We start from the raw sequence: 20,401 nt of genomic DNA, 5'->3' as shown, positions 1-20,401 counted from the left end.
CCTATTTGCTCAATGTGTTCGGCTGAGATCGGAAATCAACCGCCTTTCCGCGACGCCCGAACGCTCGGACGGACTCACGCGAGCACTCTCAATGCTCTGCGGCCCGCTTCGCCATGTCATTGATCCAAAAACGCAAGCAATCCAACAGGGAATTCAGCGCGTTGTTAGGCCGCGTTTTACCGGAGTTCGACTACCCGCCTACGAACCAGGGGCGTCCTTTAATCAAGTTCTCGATCTCCTGTGTGCGCACACAGCGAGAAACGAAGCAATTGTCGACGATGCCCTCGAGACCGCGTCAAACGGTCGACATCCGCTTGTGCTATCCAAAAGGAAAAAACATGCCGAAGAGCTATGTAGGCTGCTTCAAAGCCGCGGACACGAACCTATACTCTTAACCGGAGAAATCGACGCCAAAGAAAGAAAGGCAATACTGAACAGCCTTCCCGGCTTCGAGCATGAGCATCGAATTATCATCGCAACCGAAGGCCTTCTGGGCGAGGGTTTCGACCTGTCTTACCTTGACACTCTGCTCATTGCCACACCGATATCTTGGGACGGCAGCATAACGCAGCAGGCAGGCAGGCTACATAGAAGTCACGAGGGCAAGCAGCAGGTTGAGATATTCGACTATGTTGATTTGTCGATACCCATGCTCGCGCGCATGTACCAGAAGAGACTCAAGACCTACGCCAAGCTGGGGTATGAAGTCTTTGCAGCAAATGACAACAAACGGGCCGATCAAAACATCCTCGTTAGGCCGGCAAGGGCCGTGGAGGCCTTAGCAGATGACATCGCGCGCGCAACGAAAAGCATTTTTATTGCCGCGCCCTACGCATCCGCTGCATGCCTCGCAAAGCTCACTGCCGTACTCACAGGCGCCGCCGCCCGTGGGATTGCCCTTGAGATTTCAATTGCTTCGACTCCGCGCGATGACGTGAAAGCGATTTTTGCCGAGATGAACGTCAGTTATCTCATCAAAGCCGAAGGACGCCTGTGCGCATCAGTGATTGACGAGGAAACTGTCTGGTACGGAACTATTCCATTACTGGCCTTTCCTAAGAAAGAGGACTGCAGCATCCGTTTCAAAAGCAGCGAAGTTGCAGCCGAGCTTTTAAGCGAAATCCAGCGAAGAGGAGAACCGGAGGTCGCAGCCACGAACGGGACGTCTCCAACAGTTACGGTGGAATAGGGGCCGTTTTTGGCCAATCGGCCGCGAATCAATCCCTATTCCCCCGCGAAACATAAGCGAGCAATCAGCCCTGCGGGCCCTGAAATAACTCCTCATGCGAGCCCATTCTCACCAGTCGGATCACCGGATTAGTCTTATGCGGCAGATAGAGAACGACCACATCGACCATGCCATCGGATAGATGAAAGTCGATATGGCCGTTGTAATTGCCGCCTGGGTTTGAGAGCTCGTGGACGCCATATTCCGTAGGAAGCGAGCCGTGAGCCGCCAGCTCTGCGACCGCCGCCTTAAACTCGGATTTTAGCTGCGGATGAATGCGCATCGTTCGCTTGTAATCCGTCTTAAACTGAGCCTCGACCTTAATCTCAAACATCGCTAGTCCTCATCAAGGAACGACATCAGATTATTCACGTTATCGAACGCCGGGCTGTCGTCTGGCAGAATCCCCAGCTCGTGGGCCTCGGCGATCACCATGGCGCGCCTCGTCACCTCGTTGGGAACTTCGGATCGACCCACAATTTCAAACGGAATCTTCCGCTGATTTACAAGCTGCCGAACAGCAAGGTTGAGATACGAATTGAGACTCAGACCAACCGAATCCAAAAACTCAGTCGCCTGTTCCTTGAGCCCCTCTTCGATGCGAACCGTCGTAGGCTTAACCGTTGCAGTAGACATACGCGACCTCCTCGCCTCGTCTTTTGCATCAGTATACCCAGTTTAGATGGCAGAGTGATGTTAAATAGCATCAGTCTGCCGTTCTCATTACTACAACAACAGGCACGCTCGCCCTACTTCAGCCCGCTCAGGGCGATGTCGACTGCCTCGTCGAGGTCGTCGGTAATGTGCACCAGCTCCGGATCGAGCGGGCTGATCATACCGGCGTCCATCACCGGGCCGTTGAGCCAGTCGAACAGGCCCTGCCAGTACTCACTGCCTACCAGCACAAGCGGCATGCGCTTGACCTTGTGCGTCTGCACCAGCGTGAGCACCTCGAACATCTCGTCGAGCGTACCAAAACCTCCGGGAAACACGATGGCGCCCGAGCTGTATTTGACGAACATGGTCTTGCGCACAAAGAAGTAGCGGAAGTCCATGCCCAGGTTCACGTATTTGTTGAGCCCGTGCTCGTGCGGGAGCTCGATCCCCAAGCCGACCGATTTGCCGTTGGCACTCGCCGCTCCCCTGTTGGCCGCCTCCATGATGCCGGGGCCGCCGCCGGTGATCACGGCCACGCCGCGCTGGGCGATCTTTCGTCCAACCATGCGCGCCGCCTTGTAGAGCGGATCGGTCTTGGGCGTGCGGGCGCTACCGAAGATGGTCACCGCAGGCCCGAGCTCGGCAAGCGCGCCAAAGCCATCGACAAACTCGGCTTGAATGCGCAGCACACGCCACGGATCGACATGCAACCAGTCGGTTGAATCCTCGGGCGCCAGCAGGTTGGCGTACGTATTGTCCTTAGGAATCATGGGGCCGCGCATGACCACGGGGCCGCGGCGGTACGTCTCGTCGTAGGCGGGCTCGCCCTCGACGTTCTCATTCTTAATCATGGGTACTCCTATCGAGAAAAAGAAAAGCGAGCGGGGTCGACGCCATGCGCCAAACACCCGCCCGAACATCAACTAGTCGGTATGGTACCCACGATGCATCATGCGCTTGCAAGGCATCGGTCAGCGGTCGCGCAGCCGGCGTCAGCGAATGTGACGAGCAGCTGCCGCTCAGCCTTTGCCGTTGCCCACGCTCTGCAAGCGTGTCTTTCGCCCTTAGTAATCCACCGCGGCAGGGCTATTCATCCAATCGCTCACAAATGCGCCATAGCGGCCCTCGATAATGGCCTGGCGAGCACGCTGCATAAGGTTAAGCAAGTAGTAGATGTTGTGCATCGACAGCAAAATGCCGCCGAGCATCTCCTTCTGCGTGACCATGTGGCGGATGAGCGCGCGGCTGTAGCCGCCCGTGCACACCGGGCAGGTGCAGGTGGGATCGATGGGGCCATCGTCGTGCGCAAAGCGGGCGTTGCGGAAGTTGAGGCGACCCTCGCTAGAGAATGCCGTACCCATGCGGCCGGTGCGCGTCGGCAGCACGCAGTCGAACATGTCGATGCCCACACCCACGCCGCGCACGAGCGTGGTGGGGTTGCCGACACCCATCAGGTAGCGCGGCTTATGCTTGGGCATGTACTCGCTCACGAGCGGTGCCAGGGTCTCGAACATGGTCTCGTGATCCTCGCCCACCGAGTAGCCGCCGATACCATAGCCCGGGAAGTCGCCGCACTCCTCCAGATGGCGCAGCGAACGCAGGCGCAGATCCAGGTGCATGCCGCCCTGAACGATACCAAAGAGCGCCTGGTCATCGCGGGTATGCGCCTTGTAGCAGCGCTCGGCCCACATACTCGACAGCTCAACGGCGCGCTCAACGTAGGCGCGCGTGGCGGGATAGCCCGGGCACTGGTCGAGCTGCATGCAGATGTCGGAGCCGAGTTTCATGGCGATTTCCATGTTGTCCTCGGGTGTCCAGAACACGTGGCGGCCGTCGTAGTCGTTGACGATAAAGCGCACGCCCTCGTCGGTGAGCTTGACCGCGTCGTTGTGGCTGAACACCTGGAAACCGCCCGAGTCGGTGAGGATGGGGCCGTGCCAGTTCATAAACTTGTGCAGTCCGCCCAGCTCGGCGATGGTGTCCTCGCCGGGACGCATGGACAGGTGATAAGTATTGGCAAGCACGATCTGGGCGCCGAGCTGCTTGACGGTCTCGGTGGGAATGCCCTTAACGTTTGCCTTGGTGCCCACGGGCATAAAGATCGGCGTCTCGATGTCGCCATGCGGGGTGTGCAGCACGCCGGCACGCGCGTGCGTCGTCGGGTCCTCGGCGATCAGGTCGAATTTAAACAGGTTTTGATCCATAAACTGGAACTCCTTGGTTGCGGCTCATACGCAAACCATTATACGGGCAACCCGCAAGAAGCACCGACTCGACAGAAACTGGTGCGAGGAGGATACGGCAGGGACACGGCAAATGAGCGTGGATTTTTGGACGCTTACCGGATGAGCGTGGATAATCTCCCACTTTTGCCCAAAGCACAGCCCAAAAACGGGAGATTATCCACTTTCATTCTGCGGGCACTCATTTAAGTACGTCCCCGATGAGTGGAGCTATTTACCAGCCACGGCAACGCCGATATTTTGGCAACGTCAGCGAGCGGGTCGCATTTGAGACAAGGTGCCGTGAAATGAAAGGGCGCTGACCTTCTGGTCGCGCCCTTGAAATTGAACGGCAGATTGTCCAAATGCGGCCCGCGCAGCGTCGGCCGGTCCGCCGTTCGGTAGAACGGCGGAACCCCTAAGGACGCTGGCCCATGCCACCCTCGAGGGTGACGGTCTCGCCGTTCATATACTTAAAGTCGGGACCGCAGAGCTGAACGACAACGCGGCCGATTTCCTTCTCGACGTCGCCGTAGTGGCCTGCCGGCGGCATGTGGACGTTGGCCTTGAACGCCTCGGGATAGGCATCTTGGAAGTTCTCGAGCGCGGCGGTCCAAGCAAGCGGGCAAACGATGTTGACGTTGATGCCGTCCTTGCCCCACTCGTTGGCGGCGACGCGAGTCAGGCCGCGGATGCCCTCCTTGGCGGCAGCATAGCTGCACTGGCCGTAGTTGCCAAACAGGCCGGCGCCCGAAGCAAAGTTGACCACGGAGCCCTTGGTCTCCTTCAGGTGCGGATAGGCCTTCTGCATGTACAGATAGGTGGCATACAGACCGGAGTAAATGGCCAGGTTAAACTGATCCATGGTGTGGTCGGCGATGGTCACGCCCGAGGCGCTGGCCTGAGCGTTGTTAACGACGGCGTCGATGCGACCGAACTCCTCAATCGCCTTGTCGATAACGTTCTGCACGACGGCCTCGTTGTCCTGACCGGCGGAGACATCGGCCTGAACAGGAAGAACCTTAACGCCGTACTCAGCCTCGAGAGACTCCTTGGCGGCCTCGAGCTTGGCAACGTTGCGGCCGGTGATGACGAGGTTCGCGCCCTCCTTGGCAAAAGCGATATCGATGCCGTAACCGATGGAGCCAGCGGAGCCGTCCTTGAGCGTGGCCTTGCCGCCGCCGGTGACGATCACGGTCTTACCAGTGAAAAGTCCCATACAAAGTCCTTTCAAATCGCGACGGGCCCGCCCGTCGACTGCGCGCATCCAACTTCACGCGCCAAAAGCTGACATGCAACTTTAGCGTGTTCAAGTGAATAGAAAAGGCCTCGGTAGGCGAACGGCATAACGTCTTTCGGCGAAGGGATTGTCAAGTACAAACTGGATAAAGTGGCCGAGTTTTTGCTATCGACACGAGCCATCGAACACGTTTTGAAACTTTGCTGCAGCGCGCGGGATGTCGGCGCGAGACTTTATCATAGGGTGACAAACAACGATGAGGAGCACATGCCTATGACAGACGAGCTGGACCCCCAGACTCAACAGCATATTGATAACTCCGCAGACACCATTGACGACTGCGATACTTCCACCAGAAGCGATGGCGGCATTGATACCGCTGCCGAGGAGGCTCCTGCCGCCGCAGACGAGGCCGCAGACGCAAATGTCGCCGCAGAGCAAGACAAAGAAGAGCAGCTAGAGCAGCCGGACCCGAGCGATACTGAGCCCAAGGCTGAGAACGCTCCGCAAGCAGCAGGCCCCATCGAGGTGTCTTCGGAAGAAGAGCTCGACGCCGTCATGGACTCCATGATGGATGCCGTCAAAGCGATGAAAGACGCCGTGGCCGACGCTGACGTTGACGCCGAGGAAGAGGAGGCCGCCGAGGCAGCCTCGACCTTCGTACCCGGCGAGACTCCGGTTGCCGACCAGGGCAGCACCATGCCCTCGTTTCTGCAGCTCGAGCATCCCACGATTGGCGCCGATGCGGTCGACCCGCACGCAGCAGGCTTTTCTGTAATCGAGGGCGGTACCGGCAATATCGCCGTGCCGCAGGCTGCCGATGCGGACGCTGCCGACACCGCTCGCCCGACCGCCCCGCACTCCTCCGCCGCGAGCCGCGATCTGGGGACCGCTGTCTCGAACACTGCGAACGCCGTGGGCACCTTTATCGCCCAGGGTGTCTCGGCCATGCGCGAGATGAACGCCGCGAAAAAGGCACTTGCCGATGCCCGCGCCCACCTGGCCGAACTTGAGCAGCGCATTGCCGATCAGGCCGAGGAACTCGAGACGCGCCAGGATATCGCAGGCCGCTACGACCAGATCGTCGCCGACCAGCGCCAGGCGATTGCCACGGCCCAAAAGACTGCAGCGGCCGCCGAGATTGACCGTGATGCCCACGCCTCCAAAGCGACAGAGCTCAAGGGTCAGCTCGAACAAATGAAGACAGAGGATGACGCGACTGAGCTCCGCCTGAAGGCCGCGCTCGACGCCGTGGAGGCCCGCGAGGCGAGCTCACGCGAGACCGGCAACCGCCTCGTTCGACGTCTTGAGGATTCCAAGCGCATCCGCGACAAGGTGAAGGCAGAGCGAGACGCCGGCATTGCCGCCGCACAACAAACCGTCGACGCCACGCGCGCCCAGCTCGAGACGCTGCGTCATGAGTATGCCGAGCTGCAACGCAATCCCTCGGCAAATCCCGCCAACTATACGGTGCGCACCAGCGAGCTCTCGATGCAGATTTCCGACACGGCAGATGCCCTGCGTAAAGCCGAAGAAGATGTCCCGCGCATCACCGCCGACCTTGAGCACTCGCTTGCCGCAGCCGAGCAGGCCGTCGAGCAGGCTCAAGCCCCTATCGCCGACGCAAAACGCGCGCACCAAGCCGTGACGACCGAAGCCGATGCCGCGCGCGACGAGCTGCAGACGGCGAAGACCGCCGCCGCGACTCGTCAGCGCGAACTGCGCGAGAAGATCGCTGCCGAGGACAAGGCACGCCGCGACCAGGAGCAGACCATCGCCAACGCCCAAACAGATGCCGCACATGCGCAGTCGATCATCGAACAGGCGACCGAGGTGCACGACCACCCAGAGATCACTGAGTCGCTTGCAGGATCCTTGGCCCGAGACAAAGTCGAACACACCGAGACCGAGCGAGAAGTCGCCCAGCTCGAGGCCACCGAGGACGCGGTGCGCGAGCGTACCCGCGACTCACGCATCAAATTCACCGGCGCCATCGTCTGCATCGTTGCCGTAGTTCTCGTGATCATCTTGATCTGGCTGTTCGCGAGCAAGTAACCACTCCCCAACGATTACAAGGACTGTCCCCAGGTGCCGGCACATAAGGAACGTCCCCAAGTGCCAACAAAGGCGACGCCGATGTTTTGGCGCGGACAGCGAAAACCCGCTAGAGCGGCATCCTCTTGACAACCAAAGAAATGCCGGTGTTTTGGCAACGACAGCGAGCGGGTCGCATTTGAGACAAGGTGACGTGAAACGAAAGGGCGCTGACCTTCTGGTCGCGCCCTTGAAGTTGAACGTCAGATTGTCCAAATGCGGCCCGCGCAGCGTCGGCCGGTTACGGCGTTTGGAAAACGCCGTAACCTACAAAATGAGCATCGCGTCGCCAAAGCTGAAGAAGCGGTAGCGCTCCTCGATGGCGGCGGCGTAGGCATCCATGATCTGGTCGCGGGTGGCAAGCGCGCTCACGAGCATCATGAGCGTAGAGCGCGGCACGTGGAAGTTCGTGATCAGCGCGTCGACCACGTGATAGGTCGAGCCAGGCATGAGGTAGAGCTGCGTCGTCGCGTTCTCGCGCACCACGATGTCACCGCGGCCGAGCGTGTCGGCGCCGTCCTCACGGCCTTCAAAATAACGCGCTGTCACGGCCGGATCGGACACCGGGGCATCCGTGTCAAAGGCGCTCTCGAGCGAGCGCACTGCAGTGGTGCCGACGGCGATCACGCGATGCCCCTCGGCCTTAGCCTTATGCACGGCGTCGACAACCTCCTGCGACACGTGGTAGCGCTCGGTGTGCATCACATGCTGCGTGGGATCGTCCTCCTCCACCAAACGGAAGGTATCGATGCCCACCTCGAGCTCGACGGCGGCAAACTTCGCGCCCTTGGCCTCGATAGCCGCCATGAGCTCGGGCGTAAAGTGCAGACCCGCCGTGGGAGCGGCAGCCGAGTGCTCCTCCTTCATGGCATAGACGGTCTGGTACTTCTCGGGATCGCCTTCGTAATCGGTAATGTAGGGCGGCAGCGGCACGTGACCGGCGGCGTGAATGGCCTCGTCGAGCGTGCGCGGCTCGCCGGCGGCATTGCAACCGGCCGGCTCAAAGCGCACCAGACGGCCGCCGCGGCTATCGGTGACAAAGTCGACGACCTCGGCCGTCAGCACCACGGGCGCGCCCTCGGGCGCATGGGCGCCACCGGCGCGATACTCAATCTGAGCACCGGGCTTCAGGCGCTTACCCGGCTTGACCAGGCACTCCCAAACGTGGCCCAGCGGGTCAACGTCCTCGCGGCGCTTGAGTAGCAGCGTCTCGACCACGCCGCCCGAGCCTGCCTTGCGACCGATCAGGCGGGCCGGCATCACGCGTGTCTTGTTGATGACGAGCACATCGCCCGGCTCGATATAGTCGATGATGTCGCGGAAGATGCGGTGCTCGACGGTGCCGCCATGCTCCAGCGGCGTTCCTGCCTGGGAGCCTTTGCGATCCACCACCAGCAGGCGGCAGGAGTCACGCGGCTCGGCAGGAGCCTGGGCAATCAGTTCCTCAGGAAGGTTATAGTCAAAATCATCGGTACGCATAGACACGTCGGATTCTCCTTATATAGCTAAAGTCCGCTCTACATCCTAGCAGGCTAACGTCCCAAATGAACTACTTTTTGGCGGCTTTACGCTCATCGCGGATGCGGGCGCGGTCCATGGCCGCCTCGACGGCCGAGAAGCGGCAACCACAGTAGTTCTGCCGATACATGCCAAGCTCGCGCGAACGACGCGTGGCCTCGGGGTAATACGGGCGAAAATCGCGAATGACCGGGGTGAGCCCATGTGCCGCTGCCAAGCGCTCAAGCGCGTCATTACAGGTATCGAACAGCTGATACGGCGAGACGGCGAGCGTCGTGCCCACAAACTCAAACCCGTGCTCCTGGGCCACGCGGCACGCCTCGGCCAGACGCAGGGCATAGCACGCGCGACAGCGACGGGGCCGATCGGCACCCAGCGGGGCCACGCCGGCCTCCCAGCGCTCGCGATCCTCGCTTGCCTCAATGAGCTCGATGCCGCCGTCGGCACACCACCGGCGCAGCTCGTCCAAGCGGCGCTGCCATTCATCGCGCGGTTGAATATTGGGGTTGGTCCAGCAAATCGTGGGCTCAAACCCCTCCTCGCGCAGCAGGCGAACCGGCTCAAGCGAGCATGGTGCACAGCACGCATGCAGCAACAACGGCCTCATCAACATCTCCTCACCCAAAAAAGCGCACGCCAAAGGACGTATCCTCGCAGGCGACAATGCGGCGGTCGCGCAGGATGGTCCGCACGTAATACCAATCGCCCACGCAGCCCGACAAGTGCAGACCAGCCGCCAGGTAGCACAGCAGCGGATAGCCCGAGAACGCAAACCCCAGGGCAAACGCCACCGTCAAAACAACCGTGGGCGCCAGGCAAATGGCCATGTACCGCCGACGCGAATACACAACGCCCTCGGCGCAGGCATAGATCATCGCCGTCTCACGATTCGCGCCAAAGGTCACATGCGCGCCCGCAGGCGCCAGCAGCTTAAAAAACACCGCATGCACCAGCTCGTGCACGGCAAACGACGCTGCAGAAACCGCAGCCACACCGACCATCCAGCCCACGACGGTGGTCCAGCCGCCCGCCTCAGCCGCATCCAAGTCCGCAGGCCCGCCCAGCAGCATAAACATCGGCACCAGGCACACGGCAAACACCGCGATCACGGCCATCCCCCACACGAAGCAAGCGTGTAGAAAATCCTCGTCCTCAAACGCATGTATGTTGGAAATCTCATTCATAGCATCTTAGGATAGCGCCCCTGCCACGTACCCGTCCGCATGTGCGATAATGTCGAACGATATGCACGAATTGACCACCGCATCGCCAGGCCTTGCGCCCGGCCGCGCTCTTACCATATGCGAAGGAGTCCCATGGCATCCAAATACTCCATGAACGACCGTCCCAGCTGGCCTCGCCGCGCCATCGTTACCGCCGGCGAGCCCTACGGCAACAAGGGCCTTCACTTTGGCCACGTTGGCGGCGTCTTTGTCCCGGCCGACTTCTTCGCCCGCTTCCTGCGCGACCGCCTGGGCCGCGAGAACGTCATCTTCACCTCGGGCACCGACTGCTACGGCTCGCCCATCATGGAGAGCTACCGCAAGCTCAAGGAGAACGAGGGCTACGACAAGTCCATCGGCGAGTATGTCGAGTCCAATCACTCCCGCCAGGCCGCGACCCTCAACAACTACAACATCAGCTGCGACATCTACGGCGGCTCGGGCCTTGAGCCGGCGGCCCAGATCCACAACGAGGTGACTGCCGAGATTATCGAGCGCCTGCACGAGCAGGGCACCATCTCCAAGCGCTCCACGCTGCAGTTCTACGATGCCAAGGCCGGCACGTTCCTCAACGGCCGCCAGGTCATCGGCCGCTGCCCCATCCAGGGCTGCAAGTCCGAGAAGGCTTATGCCGACGAGTGCGATCTGGGCCACCAGTTTGAGCCCGAGGAGCTCATCGCGCCCAAGAGCCAGCTCACCGGCGAGGTGCCCGAGCTGCGCCCGGTCGACAATCTCTACTTTGACCTGCCGGCCTACCTCGACTTTATGAAGACCTACACCGCCAAGCTCGCCCAGAACCCGCAGGTTCGCTCCGTGGTCTCCAAGACCATGGAGGAGTGGCTGCTGCCGGCTCAGCTCTACATCCAGAACAAGTTCCGCGAGGCCTTCGATGCCGTCGAGGACCAGCTCCCCGAGCACACCGTGCTGGAGCCCGAGGGCAACAAGAGCAGCTTTACCGTCACCTTCCCCAGCTGGAAGGAGCGCGACGACGCCCACGCGGTGCTCGCCAACGGTGGCGTGCGCTTCCGCAGCGGCAAGGCACTCGTGCCCTTCCGCATCACCGGCAACATCGACTGGGGCGTTCCGGTGCCCGAGGTCGATGGCGTCTCCGACGTCACCTGCTGGTGCTGGCCCGAGAGCCTGTGGGCGCCCATCAGCTATACGCGTACCGTGCTCGCGCGCGATGCCAAGGCCGCCGGCGTGACCGAGGGCGTCGCCGCCCAGGATGCCGCCCTCATGGGCGAGCCCGCCGCCGACTCCACGCAGGTGCCCGCACCCACCTACCAGCACAGCTCGCTCGACTGGCGCGACTGGTGGTGCTCTGACGACGCTCAGATTTACCAGTTCATCGGTCAGGACAACATCTATTTCTACTGCATCGCGCAGACCGCCATGTGGGAGGCCCTGGGCTGGGACCTCACGCAGAGCACCGTCAGCGCCTGCTACCACCTGCTCTACATGGGCAAAAAGGCCAGCTCGTCCTCGCAGACGCCTCCCCCGCCGGCAGACGACCTGCTCAACCACTACACCTGCGAGCAGATGCGCGCGCACTGGCTGTCGCTCGGCCTATCCGAAAAGCCGGTGAGCTTTAGCCCCAAGGCATACGACACGCGTGTGACCGGCAAGGACAAGGACGGCAACGAGGTACGCGCCTGCGACGACAAGCGCGTTATCGACCCGGCCCTTAAGGAGAGCGCGCTGCTGACCGGCGTGTTCAACCGTCTGGCCCGCAGCTGCTTCTACGGCGTCGCCGTCAAGGAAGGCGACGAGAGCCCCTACCGCAACGGCTGCATCCCCGCCGGTGCCGCTTCTGACACCGTGGTCGAAGCCGCCCAGCAGGCAGCCCTCGCCTTTGAGCAGGCCATGTACAAGTTCGAGACGCACCGCGCGCTTGCCGTGTGCGACGACTACCTGCGCGCCGCCAACAAGCGCTGGAGCGACGCTTCCAAGGCCGCCAACAAGCTCGAAGGCAAGCCAGCAAACGCCGCGATGACGCAGGCCCTCGTCGACGCCTTTACCGAGCTGCGCGTGGCGACCGTCCTGATGCACGGTATTGTGCCGGCCGGCTGCGAGCTCATCTGCGAGTACTTTGACTTCGACCCGGTCGCTTTCTTTAGCTGGGATAACATCTTTGCCTCCACGGATGAGTTTGTGGAGAGCCTGGGCGAGAAGCCCGGCGAGCACCGCGTAAAGCCGCTGCCCCCGCGCTTCGACTTCTTTAGCAAGCACGAGAGCCAGTACTAAACACTCGACATGTAATGGAATGGGAAGGAAAGACGGATGTCCAAGCCGCGTCGTCGTAAGCAGAAAAAGCAGGTCAAGGCCGAGCTCAAGCTCAGGCAGTTTGCCGCCACCGAGCTTTCCGACCAGCTTGCCGCCCTTCCTTGCGCCGCCGACCTGCCGCGCTTTATGGTCGACACGGTCGCCGGCGCCTATGCGCCCGCCGATGCCGAGCTCATGATCGAGGGCTTCGGCGCCGCGGCCACACGCCCGGTCACGCTGCGCGCTAACACGCTCAAGGCAACCGCCGAGGACATCGCTGCGGCGCTCGATGCCGCCGGCATCGCCCACAACCCCGTCACCTGGTACCCAGACGCCTTCGTCCTGCCCGAGGCACAGGTTTCCGACCTGTGGGACCTCGACATCTACCGCGACGGCAAGATCTACTTGCAAAGTCTGTCGTCCATGATGCCGCCGTTGGTCCTGGGCGCCCAGGCAGGCGAGGACATCCTGGACATGTGCGCAGCCCCTGGCGGCAAGACGACGCAGATCGCCGCCCTCACGCAGGGGCAGGCGCACCTTACCGCCTGCGAGATGAGCATTCCCCGCGCCGAGAAGCTCGAAGCCAACCTCCACCGCCAAGGCGCAAAAAACGTGCCCGTCATGCGCACCGACGCACGCGAGCTCGACGAGTTCTTCCGCTTTGACCGCATCCTGCTCGACGCTCCCTGCACCGGCACGGGCACCGTCATCAGCGGCAACGAGAAAAGCCTGCGCGGCCTGACCGAGCAGTTGCTCGGCAAGTGCGCCCGCTCGCAGCGAGCACTTCTGGACCGCGCCATGGGAGCCCTCAAACCGGGCGGCACGCTCGTCTATTCGACTTGTTCGATCTTGCCGCAGGAAAACGAGGACGCCCTGCAAGAGGCCCTCGACAAGCATATGGACTGCGAGCTCATTCCCCTCGACGGCACGCCGAGCGAAAGCGAAGCGCGTCGCGCCCAGGATGCCGGTGAAGAGCCGCGCATCGAGTCCAACGCTCTCACCGAGGCAATCGCCGCGGGTCAGGTATCGGCCATCGCCAACGGCCTGCCCGGCACGCTCACCATTCCGCCCAGCCGCGAATTTGAAGGCTTCTACATTGCCCTGATCCGAAAACGCAGCTAGCGCACGGATCCAAAACTCAACAAGCTATCTCCGTGCGCGTTTGCCCTGCTGGTCGCGATGCTGTTTAAGCATCGCGCGCTCCTTGCGTTCGGCCCTTTTGCCTTTAATGGCCGTAACCACAAAGTAGATGACCGCGGCGGCTACGATTGCGCCCACGCATAGGCCAATCGAGCCCAACATTGCCGAAAATTCCATACCGCGTCACCTCTCTTTTAAACGGGACTTTCAAGATAGCACCTCGATCCCCGCCACCACAGCTCCTTCACGTTCGCCGCCCTTCGGTCTAACGGAGGACGCGGCGGGGAAAAATCAACTCGTCAAACGATTTAGCATTCGCAATTCCGGCTGCATCGCGCCGGCCGTCATCACATAGAATCGAGCTTCCATGGATACCCTCAACGATCTAAATGAGCGCGTCGACGCCTTCGTCGGCACCAGCTCCTTCGACACGCCTGCCGCGGCAAGCGACCAAGCCCCCATCGATGTGCCCGCCGAGGTTCACGAGGACATCGTCGCCTCGGTCGATTTCTCCGAGGTCGAGCTCGCAGACGAGTTCACCGAGCCCCAGGTAGCCGTGACCCCCAACGGACTGCTCCCCATGGAGCCGCTGCCCATCGACGGGCGTTTGCGCAAGGCGGCCCTTCGCATGCCTGACGAGATTGAGGAGGCCAGCGGCTTCACGCTCTTTGGCCGCCGCATCAAGTCGCTCATTTACACCACCGATGTCGCGGTTATCCGCAACTCCAACGCCGATGCCGTCTTTGCGGTCTACCCTTTCACGCCGCAGCCCGCCATTACGCAAGCGCTGCTGACCGTCGCCGAGTGCCCGGTCTTTGTAGGTGTGGGCGGTGGCACCACCACTGGTAAGCGCTCCGTGCAGATGGCAGCCGTCTCCGAGATGCAGGGCGCGGCGGGATGCGTGGTCAACTCCCCCGCCACCGCCGAGATGGTCGAGCACATCACCAACATCGCCGACATCCCCGTCATCGCTACGGTCGTTCGCTGCGACGACGATGTCCACGCCAAGGTGCGCGCTGGAGCCAAGATTCTCAACATCGCCGCCGGCAAGAACACGCCCCAGGTCCTACGCGAGCTGCGCAAGCACTATCCCAACCTGCCGCTCATCGCGCCGGGCGGCAAGACGCCAGAGAGCATCCGTGAAACCATCGCCGCCGGCGCCAACGCCATCATCTGGACGCCGCCTTCGGCCCAGCAGCTACAGACCGACATGATGCAGCGTTATCGCAAGATGAAGGAAGACGCCACACCTGTCATCTCGCACGACGATGTGCCCATTATCGACCAGGTCTCCGCCGCCGAGGTCAGCCAGGTCGAGAACATGAATCCCGACGTGCCGATTCCCGACGAAGTCATCGAGCGCGTCGCTTCGATCCACGAGCGCGTCGAGGAGCATCGCGCCAACCGCGGCCTCAAGCCGTCACTGCACGGCTTCTTCTTCCGCGGAAAGAAACGCTAACCCCCAACAGCAAGGCCCGCCCCACAAACGTGAGGCGGGCCGTTTTCGTTTGAGCAATCATGCAGCGATGTGATGGGGCAAACTAATCCACGCGCTTGTCGCCCATAAAGAAGAGCGCCACCGTACCAGGTCCGGTATGCGAGCCAATCAGAGTACCGATGTTATTGATCTCAATCTTGCCTTTAAGCTGCGGAATCTGTTCCTCGATCAGCGCCGCAACTGCTTCGGCATCCTCGCGGCACGCCGAGTGCGACATGATGCACTTACCCGAATAATCCGCACCGTCCTGCACGTGTGCCATCATGGTCTTAGCCATCTCGGAAATCGCGCGCTTCTTAGTGCGAATCTTCTCACGTGGCGACAGCCCACCTTCGCAATCGACCGTCATAAGCGGGCAAATCTTAAGCGCCGTGCCGATGATCGCGCTCGCAGCCGAAATGCGACCGCCGCGCAGGTAGCTCGACAGATCGGTCGAGAAGAACCAGTGGTGTAGGTTGAGCTTGTGCTCCTCAACCCAGGCAGCCGTCTCGTCGAGCGAAGCACCGCTATCGCGCACGTCGGCGGCATATTCCAGCAACAGGCCAAAGCCCGAAGACGCCGCCAGCGAATCGATGACGCGCACCTTGCCGCCCTGGGGATAGCGGTCCGCGAGCATCTGCGCCGCAACGCAGGCCGATCCATACGTGCCCGAAATACCCGACGACAAGGTCAGGTGCAGCACGTCTTTACCCCCGGCAACGAACGGTTCCCAAAACTCCTCGTACTCACCCACGCTCACCTGAGACGTCTTGGGCATGGCGCCCGCGGCAATCTGGGCAAAAAACTCGTCCGGCGCAATCGACTGATACAGATCGTCCGTATAGACAACATCGTCGATCTCGTAATGAAAACACACGACAGGGATATTGCGCGATTCAAAGAACTCGCGGGTTCGATCGGCGGCGGATTCACAGGTCAGGACAAAATCACTCATATGAGGCTCCTTACTCATTGCTGCGCAAATTATCGCACAGCAAATGTGAATACGGTACAAATGTCCACTATTTACCAAATTGAACCAAAGGTAGTGAACATCTTTACCGTCATCATCTCTATCGATCCCGGAGGCATGCGCCTGCAAAACGACCCCGCGTCTCCATTCAACCGCCATATCCACCTCGACTAAATCGATTTACCAAACCGTTCGGCCAACAATTCGACCTCCCATCTCCAATCGAAACAAAAGCGGCGCATACTGATAAACGTTTGACGCTGTTTTTATCAGTTTTAGCAACCACATCGGAAGGTGCCTCATGGTCGCATTCGATCGCAATCCGCAAGACTTCAAGTATCTGCGCCTGCTATCGAGACAGTTCCCTACCGAGCAATCCGCATTCACCGAGATCATCAACCTCTCGGCCATCCTCAACCTGCCCAAGGGCACCGAGCATTTTATGAGCGATGTGCATGGCGAGTACGAAGCCTTTATGCACATCCTCAACAACTGCTCGGGCGTCGTGCGCGAACATGTCGACGAAATCTTTGGCGACACGCTCTCCTTTGACGAAAAGGGCGAGCTGTGCACGCTCATCTACTATCCGCGCGAGAAGATCGATCTTGTCCGCAGCCGGCGTGAGGACTCGCCCACCTGGTACAAGACCATGCTCGACCGACTCATTGTGGTCGCCCGCTCGCTTTCGAGCCGCTATACCCGCTCCAAAGTGCGTAAGGCCATCCCGCGCGATTACGCCTACATCATCGACGAGTTGCTGCACACGCATCCGGATGAGAACAACTACCGCGTGCGTTATCACGAGCGCATTATCGAATCCATCTTGGAGACCGCCAGCGCCGACGACTTTATCGAGTCGCTCGCCTCACTCATCAAGCGCCTCGCCGTCGACCACCTGCACCTGGTGGGCGACATCTTCGACCGCGGTGGCGGCGCGGCCAAGATTATGGACCGCCTGCTTACCTATCATTCGCTCGACATTCAGTGGGGCAACCACGACCTGCTGTGGATGGGCGCCGCTGCCGGCGAGCCCGCCTGCATCGCCACGGTGCTGCGCAACAACCTGCGCTACGACAACTATGAGATTCTTGAGAACGACTATGGCATCTCGCTGCGCGAGCTTGTCGCCTTCGCCGACGCCACCTATACCGCCGGCGAGTCCATCAGCCCGCTCATCAAAGCCATTAACGTCCTGCTTTTTAAGCTCGAGGGCCAGATTATCCAGCGCCACCCCGAGTTCGACATGGCAGATCGCCTGCTGCTCGACAAGATCGATCACGACGCCAGCACGGTCACGCTTGCCGACGGCAGCGTATGGCCGCTCACGACCAACGACTTCCCCACCGTCGATCCGGCGGACCCCTACACGCTCATGCCCGAGGAGCAGCACATCATCGACAAGCTCGTGTCCGAGTTTGTCACCGCCGATCACCTGCATCGCCACATCGATTTCCTCTATACCCACGGCTCCCTGTATAAGGTCGCCAACGGCAACCTGCTCTTCCACGGCTGCGCGCCGCTCAACGAAGACGGCACCTTTAGCAGCATGAACTGCCTGGGCACCTGGCACGCCGGCCGCGATTATTTTGATTTCTGCGACCATATCGCCCGCCGCGCGTGGCGCGTTGGCGACCGCGATGCCCTCGACTGGATGTGGTACCTGTGGATCGGCTTTAACTCACCCGCCAGCGGACGCGTGGTGCGCACGTTCGAGCGCGCCTACCTCGCCGACAAGAGCACGTGGGTCGAGCCGATGGACCCGTACTATACGCTCACCACATCCTCGTCCGTTTGCGACGACATCATGCGCGAGTTTGGCGTCGCCCCCATGGCTTGCTCGCCGACGGGCCACATCATCAACGGCCATACGCCCGTTAAAACCACCAAGGGTGAGCAGCCCATCCGCGCCGAGGGCAAACTGCTGGTCATCGATGGCGGCTTCTGCCGCGCTTACCATCCCAAGACGGGTATCGCCGGCTATACGCTCATCTCGAGCTCGCGCGGCTGCCGCCTCAAGTCGCACCGGGCCTTTACGACGGTTGCCGAGGCACTCACGCGCAACGTGGACATCGAAAGCGAGACCAACCGTTTTGACCAAGCAGACCGTCGCCGCATGGTGAGCGACACCGATTCCGGAGCCAAGATCCGCAGCCAGATCCAAGACCTGCGCCAGCTGCTCGATGCATATAGAAACGGTGCTATCGAGGAGCGCGCCTAGCACCACCCGTGGGGATTGGCTAAACTTGCTGAGTTTGTCATCCCCGCGGCGCCCCGGCGCCACCATAAGGCAGGTACCATGCAAAAGCTCCTTGCGCAGATCATGAAATTTGGCGTCGTCGGTGTCATTGCCACGGTTATCGACTTTGGCATTATGAATCTGCTCCACTACGGTCTGGGCCTCAACATCCTAATCGCCAATACCAGCGGCTTTATCGTCTCACTCATCTTTAACTACCTCGCAAGCATGAAGTACGTGTTTGCGCACAAGGAAGGCATGAGCCGCCGCCGCGAGTTCATTATCTTTGTCGTGCTGTCCGTGATCGGCCTGGCACTCAACGACGGCATCGTGTTGACACTCAACGCCGGCCTGGGGCTCGAGGCCAATATCGCCAAGATTTGCGCCACCGCGCTTGTCATGGTCTACAACTTTGTGACCCGAAAGATCTTCCTGGAAGGCGATGAGACCAAGTAACTCGCAACCTTACAGCTTTACAATGCCCACGGATGACGCGCGTCGTGCGCTGTGTTGTTCGTGGGCATTGCTCGTTTACGGGCAAATTTTCAACGTTTGCGGATTAGCACTTGATAATTTGGCGAGTTCGTATAGTTCTTGGCAAAGACCTTACGTTTCCCTTGCAAAAGCTCTAAAGTATCCTCTGCTCGATTCATCAACGCATTGGATGTGATTACGTGCGCAAGGCACTGGCACAACCTCATACTAAGCAGTTCCTCAAGTTCGCTGTCGTGGGCCTTATCTCCTTTGGCATCGACTGGGGTATGCTCATTGCGCTCGTCGAGCTGTTCCACCTCGACTTTTTGATGAGCACCACGGTCTCGTTCATCACGTCCGTCGTGGTCAACTACTGGCTCAGCATGAAGTACGTGTTCGACCATCGCGAGGGCATGAGCCGCAAGCGCGAGTTCACGATCTTCACCATCCTGTCGGTGATCGGCCTGGGCCTCAACGACCTGTACATGTTTGTGGGCGTCACGTTTTTGAGCATCGGCTACCAGGCCATGAAAGCGATCGCTACGTTCCTCGTCACCTGGTACAACTACTTCAGCCGCCGCTTCTTCCTCGAGGGCGCACGGTCGTAGTCGATTCACTATTTGCTTGAATGTATAACCGGTTGGAATTCCCGTTCCAACCGGTTTTTTGTTTGCCGAGAGACCCGGCGACCCAGTCCTCTACGCATGAAAAACGGGTGGCCCGGATGCTTATCCGAACCGCCCGTTTGGTGCGATATGTCGAGGCCTCTAGCCTGTAACGTAATACCAGACCACGTTGTCGCCGTTGGAGAGAACGTAGTTGCTGCACGCCGTCATGGGCGTTGTGCCGTTGACGGAGTACATCCAGCCACTCGTGCCGCCGTACTGTTTCTCGGCCAAACCACCAATCGCGGAGACATACGTGCCGTACGACGAGCCACGTGCGTTGACAGAAAGGCCCAGCGCGTACAGGGCATCGTAGACGGTAGCGCCTTCGTTAAAGGTAAAGGTGCCACCAGAGGACACAGGATTGCCCACGGCGCTCGATGTAACCGAAACCGTCACTGTTACGTAGCTGGACTCCTGCGAGCCGCTCTGGCCGCCCGAGGGAGCGCTTCCGCCATTAGAGCTGGAGGCTCCATCAGACGACTGGCCGCCGCCCGAAGAAGCACCGCCAGACACATTGGAAGTATCGCCGGTTCCCGTATTCTGGGCAGCGGATTTATCTCCAGACTTCTTGCCGTCCTGACCATCGGACTTCTTGCTATCCGAGCTTTTATCCGATTCCTTGTTTGAAGACTCGGAATCGTCCTTGGACTCATCCTTTGCGTCATTCGATGACTTGGAATCCTTGGAACTGGCCTCGCCCGAAGTCGTAGTCGAGCCAGACGCCTTGGTGTCCTTGGTGACGACGCTCTCCCCCGTCACGGTCTGAATGATCCAGTCGATGGACCAGGCACCGCTTGTGGAAGGATGGACGAAGCCCAGCGAGACGACGATCAGAATGGTGCACGCGGCAGCCAGAACGCCAAGGAGCGCCTTGCGACGAGGGGCGGACGCCGCCGAAGCGGCGCCCTTTTGCTTTGCATCGTCGAACTGAATGAACGAGGAATCTGGTTGCTTGGGATCAGCGTCCTTGGATTTATTGGACACAGCCC

General features: G+C 60.4%; 19 protein-coding genes. 8 read left to right on the top strand and 11 right to left on the bottom strand.

What is annotated here, in order from left to right:
• Positions 1–1,189, top strand: a 1,189-nt coding sequence (locus DWV20_RS03405) for a helicase-related protein (RefSeq protein ID WP_199581776.1), incomplete at its 5' end; no start/stop codon positions are given.
• 64 nt (positions 1,190–1,253) lie between these two features.
• Here DWV20_RS03405 and DWV20_RS03400 read toward each other — a convergent pair.
• From DWV20_RS03400 to DWV20_RS03380, 5 genes are all read right to left on the bottom strand, one after another.
• Complete coding sequence (locus DWV20_RS03400; RefSeq protein WP_117758774.1) at positions 1,254–1,562, bottom strand: type II toxin-antitoxin system YafQ family toxin; 309 nt, start codon at positions 1,560–1,562, stop codon at positions 1,254–1,256.
• 2 nt (positions 1,563–1,564) lie between these two features.
• Complete coding sequence (locus DWV20_RS03395) at positions 1,565–1,864, bottom strand: type II toxin-antitoxin system RelB/DinJ family antitoxin (RefSeq protein WP_117758773.1); 300 nt, start codon at positions 1,862–1,864, stop codon at positions 1,565–1,567.
• Positions 1,865–1,977: 113 nt separating this feature from the next.
• A complete protein-coding gene (locus DWV20_RS03390) occupies positions 1,978–2,736 on the bottom strand; it encodes a TIGR00730 family Rossman fold protein (RefSeq protein WP_117758772.1) in 759 nt (252 codons plus the stop codon).
• Positions 2,737–2,949: 213 nt separating this feature from the next.
• Positions 2,950–4,089: a tRNA guanosine(34) transglycosylase Tgt gene (tgt, locus tag DWV20_RS03385; RefSeq protein ID WP_022093813.1), complete on the bottom strand. Its 1,140-nt coding sequence runs from the start codon at positions 4,087–4,089 to the stop codon at positions 2,950–2,952.
• A gap of 436 nt (positions 4,090–4,525) precedes the next feature.
• Positions 4,526–5,326: an SDR family NAD(P)-dependent oxidoreductase gene (locus DWV20_RS03380; protein WP_006235414.1), complete on the bottom strand. Its 801-nt coding sequence runs from the start codon at positions 5,324–5,326 to the stop codon at positions 4,526–4,528.
• Between the two features lie 294 nt (positions 5,327–5,620).
• Here DWV20_RS03380 and DWV20_RS03375 point away from each other — a divergent pair, with 294 nt between their 5' ends.
• Complete coding sequence (locus tag DWV20_RS03375; RefSeq protein WP_118256392.1) at positions 5,621–7,402, top strand: hypothetical protein; 1,782 nt, start codon at positions 5,621–5,623, stop codon at positions 7,400–7,402.
• Positions 7,403–7,708: 306 nt separating this feature from the next.
• On the opposite strand, the gene queA is transcribed toward DWV20_RS03375, so the two are convergent.
• From queA to DWV20_RS03360, 3 genes are all read right to left on the bottom strand, one after another.
• A complete protein-coding gene (queA, locus tag DWV20_RS03370) occupies positions 7,709–8,920 on the bottom strand; it encodes a tRNA preQ1(34) S-adenosylmethionine ribosyltransferase-isomerase QueA (RefSeq protein ID WP_118256391.1) in 1,212 nt (403 codons plus the stop codon).
• A 70-nt stretch (positions 8,921–8,990) separates the two neighbouring features.
• A complete protein-coding gene (locus DWV20_RS03365) occupies positions 8,991–9,566 on the bottom strand; it encodes an epoxyqueuosine reductase QueH (protein WP_118256390.1) in 576 nt (191 codons plus the stop codon).
• A gap of 10 nt (positions 9,567–9,576) precedes the next feature.
• Positions 9,577–10,143, bottom strand: coding sequence for a DUF3267 domain-containing protein (locus tag DWV20_RS03360; RefSeq protein WP_118256389.1), 567 nt, complete (start codon positions 10,141–10,143; stop codon positions 9,577–9,579).
• A 132-nt stretch (positions 10,144–10,275) separates the two neighbouring features.
• On the opposite strand from DWV20_RS03360, the gene DWV20_RS03355 reads away from it, so the two are divergent.
• Together DWV20_RS03355 and DWV20_RS03350 are read left to right on the top strand one after the other, a co-directional pair.
• The gene (locus DWV20_RS03355; RefSeq protein ID WP_117758768.1) at positions 10,276–12,426 is read left to right on the top strand and encodes a methionine--tRNA ligase; all 2,151 of its coding nucleotides are present in this window, start codon (positions 10,276–10,278) and stop codon (positions 12,424–12,426) included.
• A 36-nt stretch (positions 12,427–12,462) separates the two neighbouring features.
• Positions 12,463–13,566 (top strand): RsmB/NOP family class I SAM-dependent RNA methyltransferase, encoded by a 1,104-nt coding sequence (locus DWV20_RS03350; protein ID WP_118256388.1) that lies wholly within the window; start codon positions 12,463–12,465, stop codon positions 13,564–13,566.
• Between the two features lie 24 nt (positions 13,567–13,590).
• Here DWV20_RS03350 and DWV20_RS09885 read toward each other — a convergent pair whose 3' ends face one another.
• On the bottom strand, positions 13,591–13,761 hold the full coding sequence (locus DWV20_RS09885; protein ID WP_158557554.1) for a hypothetical protein: 171 nt from the start codon (positions 13,759–13,761) through the stop codon (positions 13,591–13,593).
• Positions 13,762–13,951: 190 nt separating this feature from the next.
• Between DWV20_RS09885 and DWV20_RS03345 the strand changes: the two genes are divergently transcribed.
• Entirely contained in the window at positions 13,952–15,043 is a 1,092-nt protein-coding gene (locus DWV20_RS03345) for a hypothetical protein (RefSeq protein WP_117758766.1), read from the top strand.
• Between the two features lie 82 nt (positions 15,044–15,125).
• Here DWV20_RS03345 and DWV20_RS03340 read toward each other — a convergent pair whose 3' ends face one another.
• The gene (locus tag DWV20_RS03340) at positions 15,126–16,016 is read right to left on the bottom strand and encodes a DegV family protein (protein WP_117758765.1); all 891 of its coding nucleotides are present in this window, start codon (positions 16,014–16,016) and stop codon (positions 15,126–15,128) included.
• A gap of 319 nt (positions 16,017–16,335) precedes the next feature.
• Here DWV20_RS03340 and DWV20_RS03335 point away from each other — a divergent pair, with 319 nt between their 5' ends.
• The 3 genes from DWV20_RS03335 (at position 16,336) to DWV20_RS03325 (ending at position 19,352) form a co-directional block, all read left to right on the top strand.
• On the top strand, positions 16,336–18,252 hold the full coding sequence (locus DWV20_RS03335) for a fructose-1,6-bisphosphatase (protein ID WP_117758764.1): 1,917 nt from the start codon (positions 16,336–16,338) through the stop codon (positions 18,250–18,252).
• 78 nt (positions 18,253–18,330) lie between these two features.
• A complete protein-coding gene (locus DWV20_RS03330; protein WP_117758763.1) occupies positions 18,331–18,726 on the top strand; it encodes a GtrA family protein in 396 nt (131 codons plus the stop codon).
• Between the two features lie 218 nt (positions 18,727–18,944).
• Positions 18,945–19,352 carry a GtrA family protein gene (locus DWV20_RS03325; RefSeq protein ID WP_022095123.1) on the top strand — a complete coding sequence of 136 codons (408 nt, stop codon included), beginning with the start codon at positions 18,945–18,947 and terminating at the stop codon, positions 19,350–19,352.
• Positions 19,353–19,511: 159 nt separating this feature from the next.
• On the opposite strand, the gene DWV20_RS03320 is transcribed toward DWV20_RS03325, so the two are convergent.
• Positions 19,512–20,396 (bottom strand): DUF4430 domain-containing protein, encoded by an 885-nt coding sequence (locus DWV20_RS03320; protein WP_233508891.1) that lies wholly within the window; start codon positions 20,394–20,396, stop codon positions 19,512–19,514.
• Positions 20,397–20,401: the final 5 nt, after the last annotated feature.

Origin of the sequence: Collinsella sp. AF02-46-1, assembly GCF_003465825.1 — a bacterium.
Lineage (GTDB): Bacteria > Actinomycetota > Coriobacteriia > Coriobacteriales > Coriobacteriaceae > Collinsella.
Note: the sequence above shows the minus strand (reverse complement) of the source record. Positions and strands in the feature narration are given on the sequence as shown.

Excerpts from the sequence above, each read along its gene's own strand:
- DWV20_RS03400 (WP_117758774.1), bottom strand. The coding sequence starts at position 1,562 with ATGTTTGAGATTAAGGTCGAGGCTCAGTTTAAGACGGATTACAAGCGA.
- DWV20_RS03395 (WP_117758773.1), bottom strand. The coding sequence starts at position 1,864 with ATGTCTACTGCAACGGTTAAGCCTACGACGGTTCGCATCGAAGAGGGG.
- DWV20_RS03390 (WP_117758772.1), bottom strand. The coding sequence starts at position 2,736 with ATGATTAAGAATGAGAACGTCGAGGGCGAGCCCGCCTACGACGAGACG.
- tgt (WP_022093813.1), bottom strand. The coding sequence starts at position 4,089 with ATGGATCAAAACCTGTTTAAATTCGACCTGATCGCCGAGGACCCGACG.
- DWV20_RS03380 (WP_006235414.1), bottom strand. The coding sequence starts at position 5,326 with ATGGGACTTTTCACTGGTAAGACCGTGATCGTCACCGGCGGCGGCAAG.
- DWV20_RS03375 (WP_118256392.1), top strand. The coding sequence starts at position 5,621 with ATGACAGACGAGCTGGACCCCCAGACTCAACAGCATATTGATAACTCC.
- queA (WP_118256391.1), bottom strand. The coding sequence starts at position 8,920 with ATGCGTACCGATGATTTTGACTATAACCTTCCTGAGGAACTGATTGCC.
- DWV20_RS03365 (WP_118256390.1), bottom strand. The coding sequence starts at position 9,566 with ATGAGGCCGTTGTTGCTGCATGCGTGCTGTGCACCATGCTCGCTTGAG.
- DWV20_RS03360 (WP_118256389.1), bottom strand. The coding sequence starts at position 10,143 with ATGAATGAGATTTCCAACATACATGCGTTTGAGGACGAGGATTTTCTA.
- DWV20_RS03355 (WP_117758768.1), top strand. The coding sequence starts at position 10,276 with ATGGCATCCAAATACTCCATGAACGACCGTCCCAGCTGGCCTCGCCGC.
- DWV20_RS03350 (WP_118256388.1), top strand. The coding sequence starts at position 12,463 with ATGTCCAAGCCGCGTCGTCGTAAGCAGAAAAAGCAGGTCAAGGCCGAG.
- DWV20_RS09885 (WP_158557554.1), bottom strand. The coding sequence starts at position 13,761 with ATGGAATTTTCGGCAATGTTGGGCTCGATTGGCCTATGCGTGGGCGCA.
- DWV20_RS03345 (WP_117758766.1), top strand. The coding sequence starts at position 13,952 with ATGGATACCCTCAACGATCTAAATGAGCGCGTCGACGCCTTCGTCGGC.
- DWV20_RS03340 (WP_117758765.1), bottom strand. The coding sequence starts at position 16,016 with ATGAGTGATTTTGTCCTGACCTGTGAATCCGCCGCCGATCGAACCCGC.
- DWV20_RS03335 (WP_117758764.1), top strand. The coding sequence starts at position 16,336 with ATGGTCGCATTCGATCGCAATCCGCAAGACTTCAAGTATCTGCGCCTG.
- DWV20_RS03330 (WP_117758763.1), top strand. The coding sequence starts at position 18,331 with ATGCAAAAGCTCCTTGCGCAGATCATGAAATTTGGCGTCGTCGGTGTC.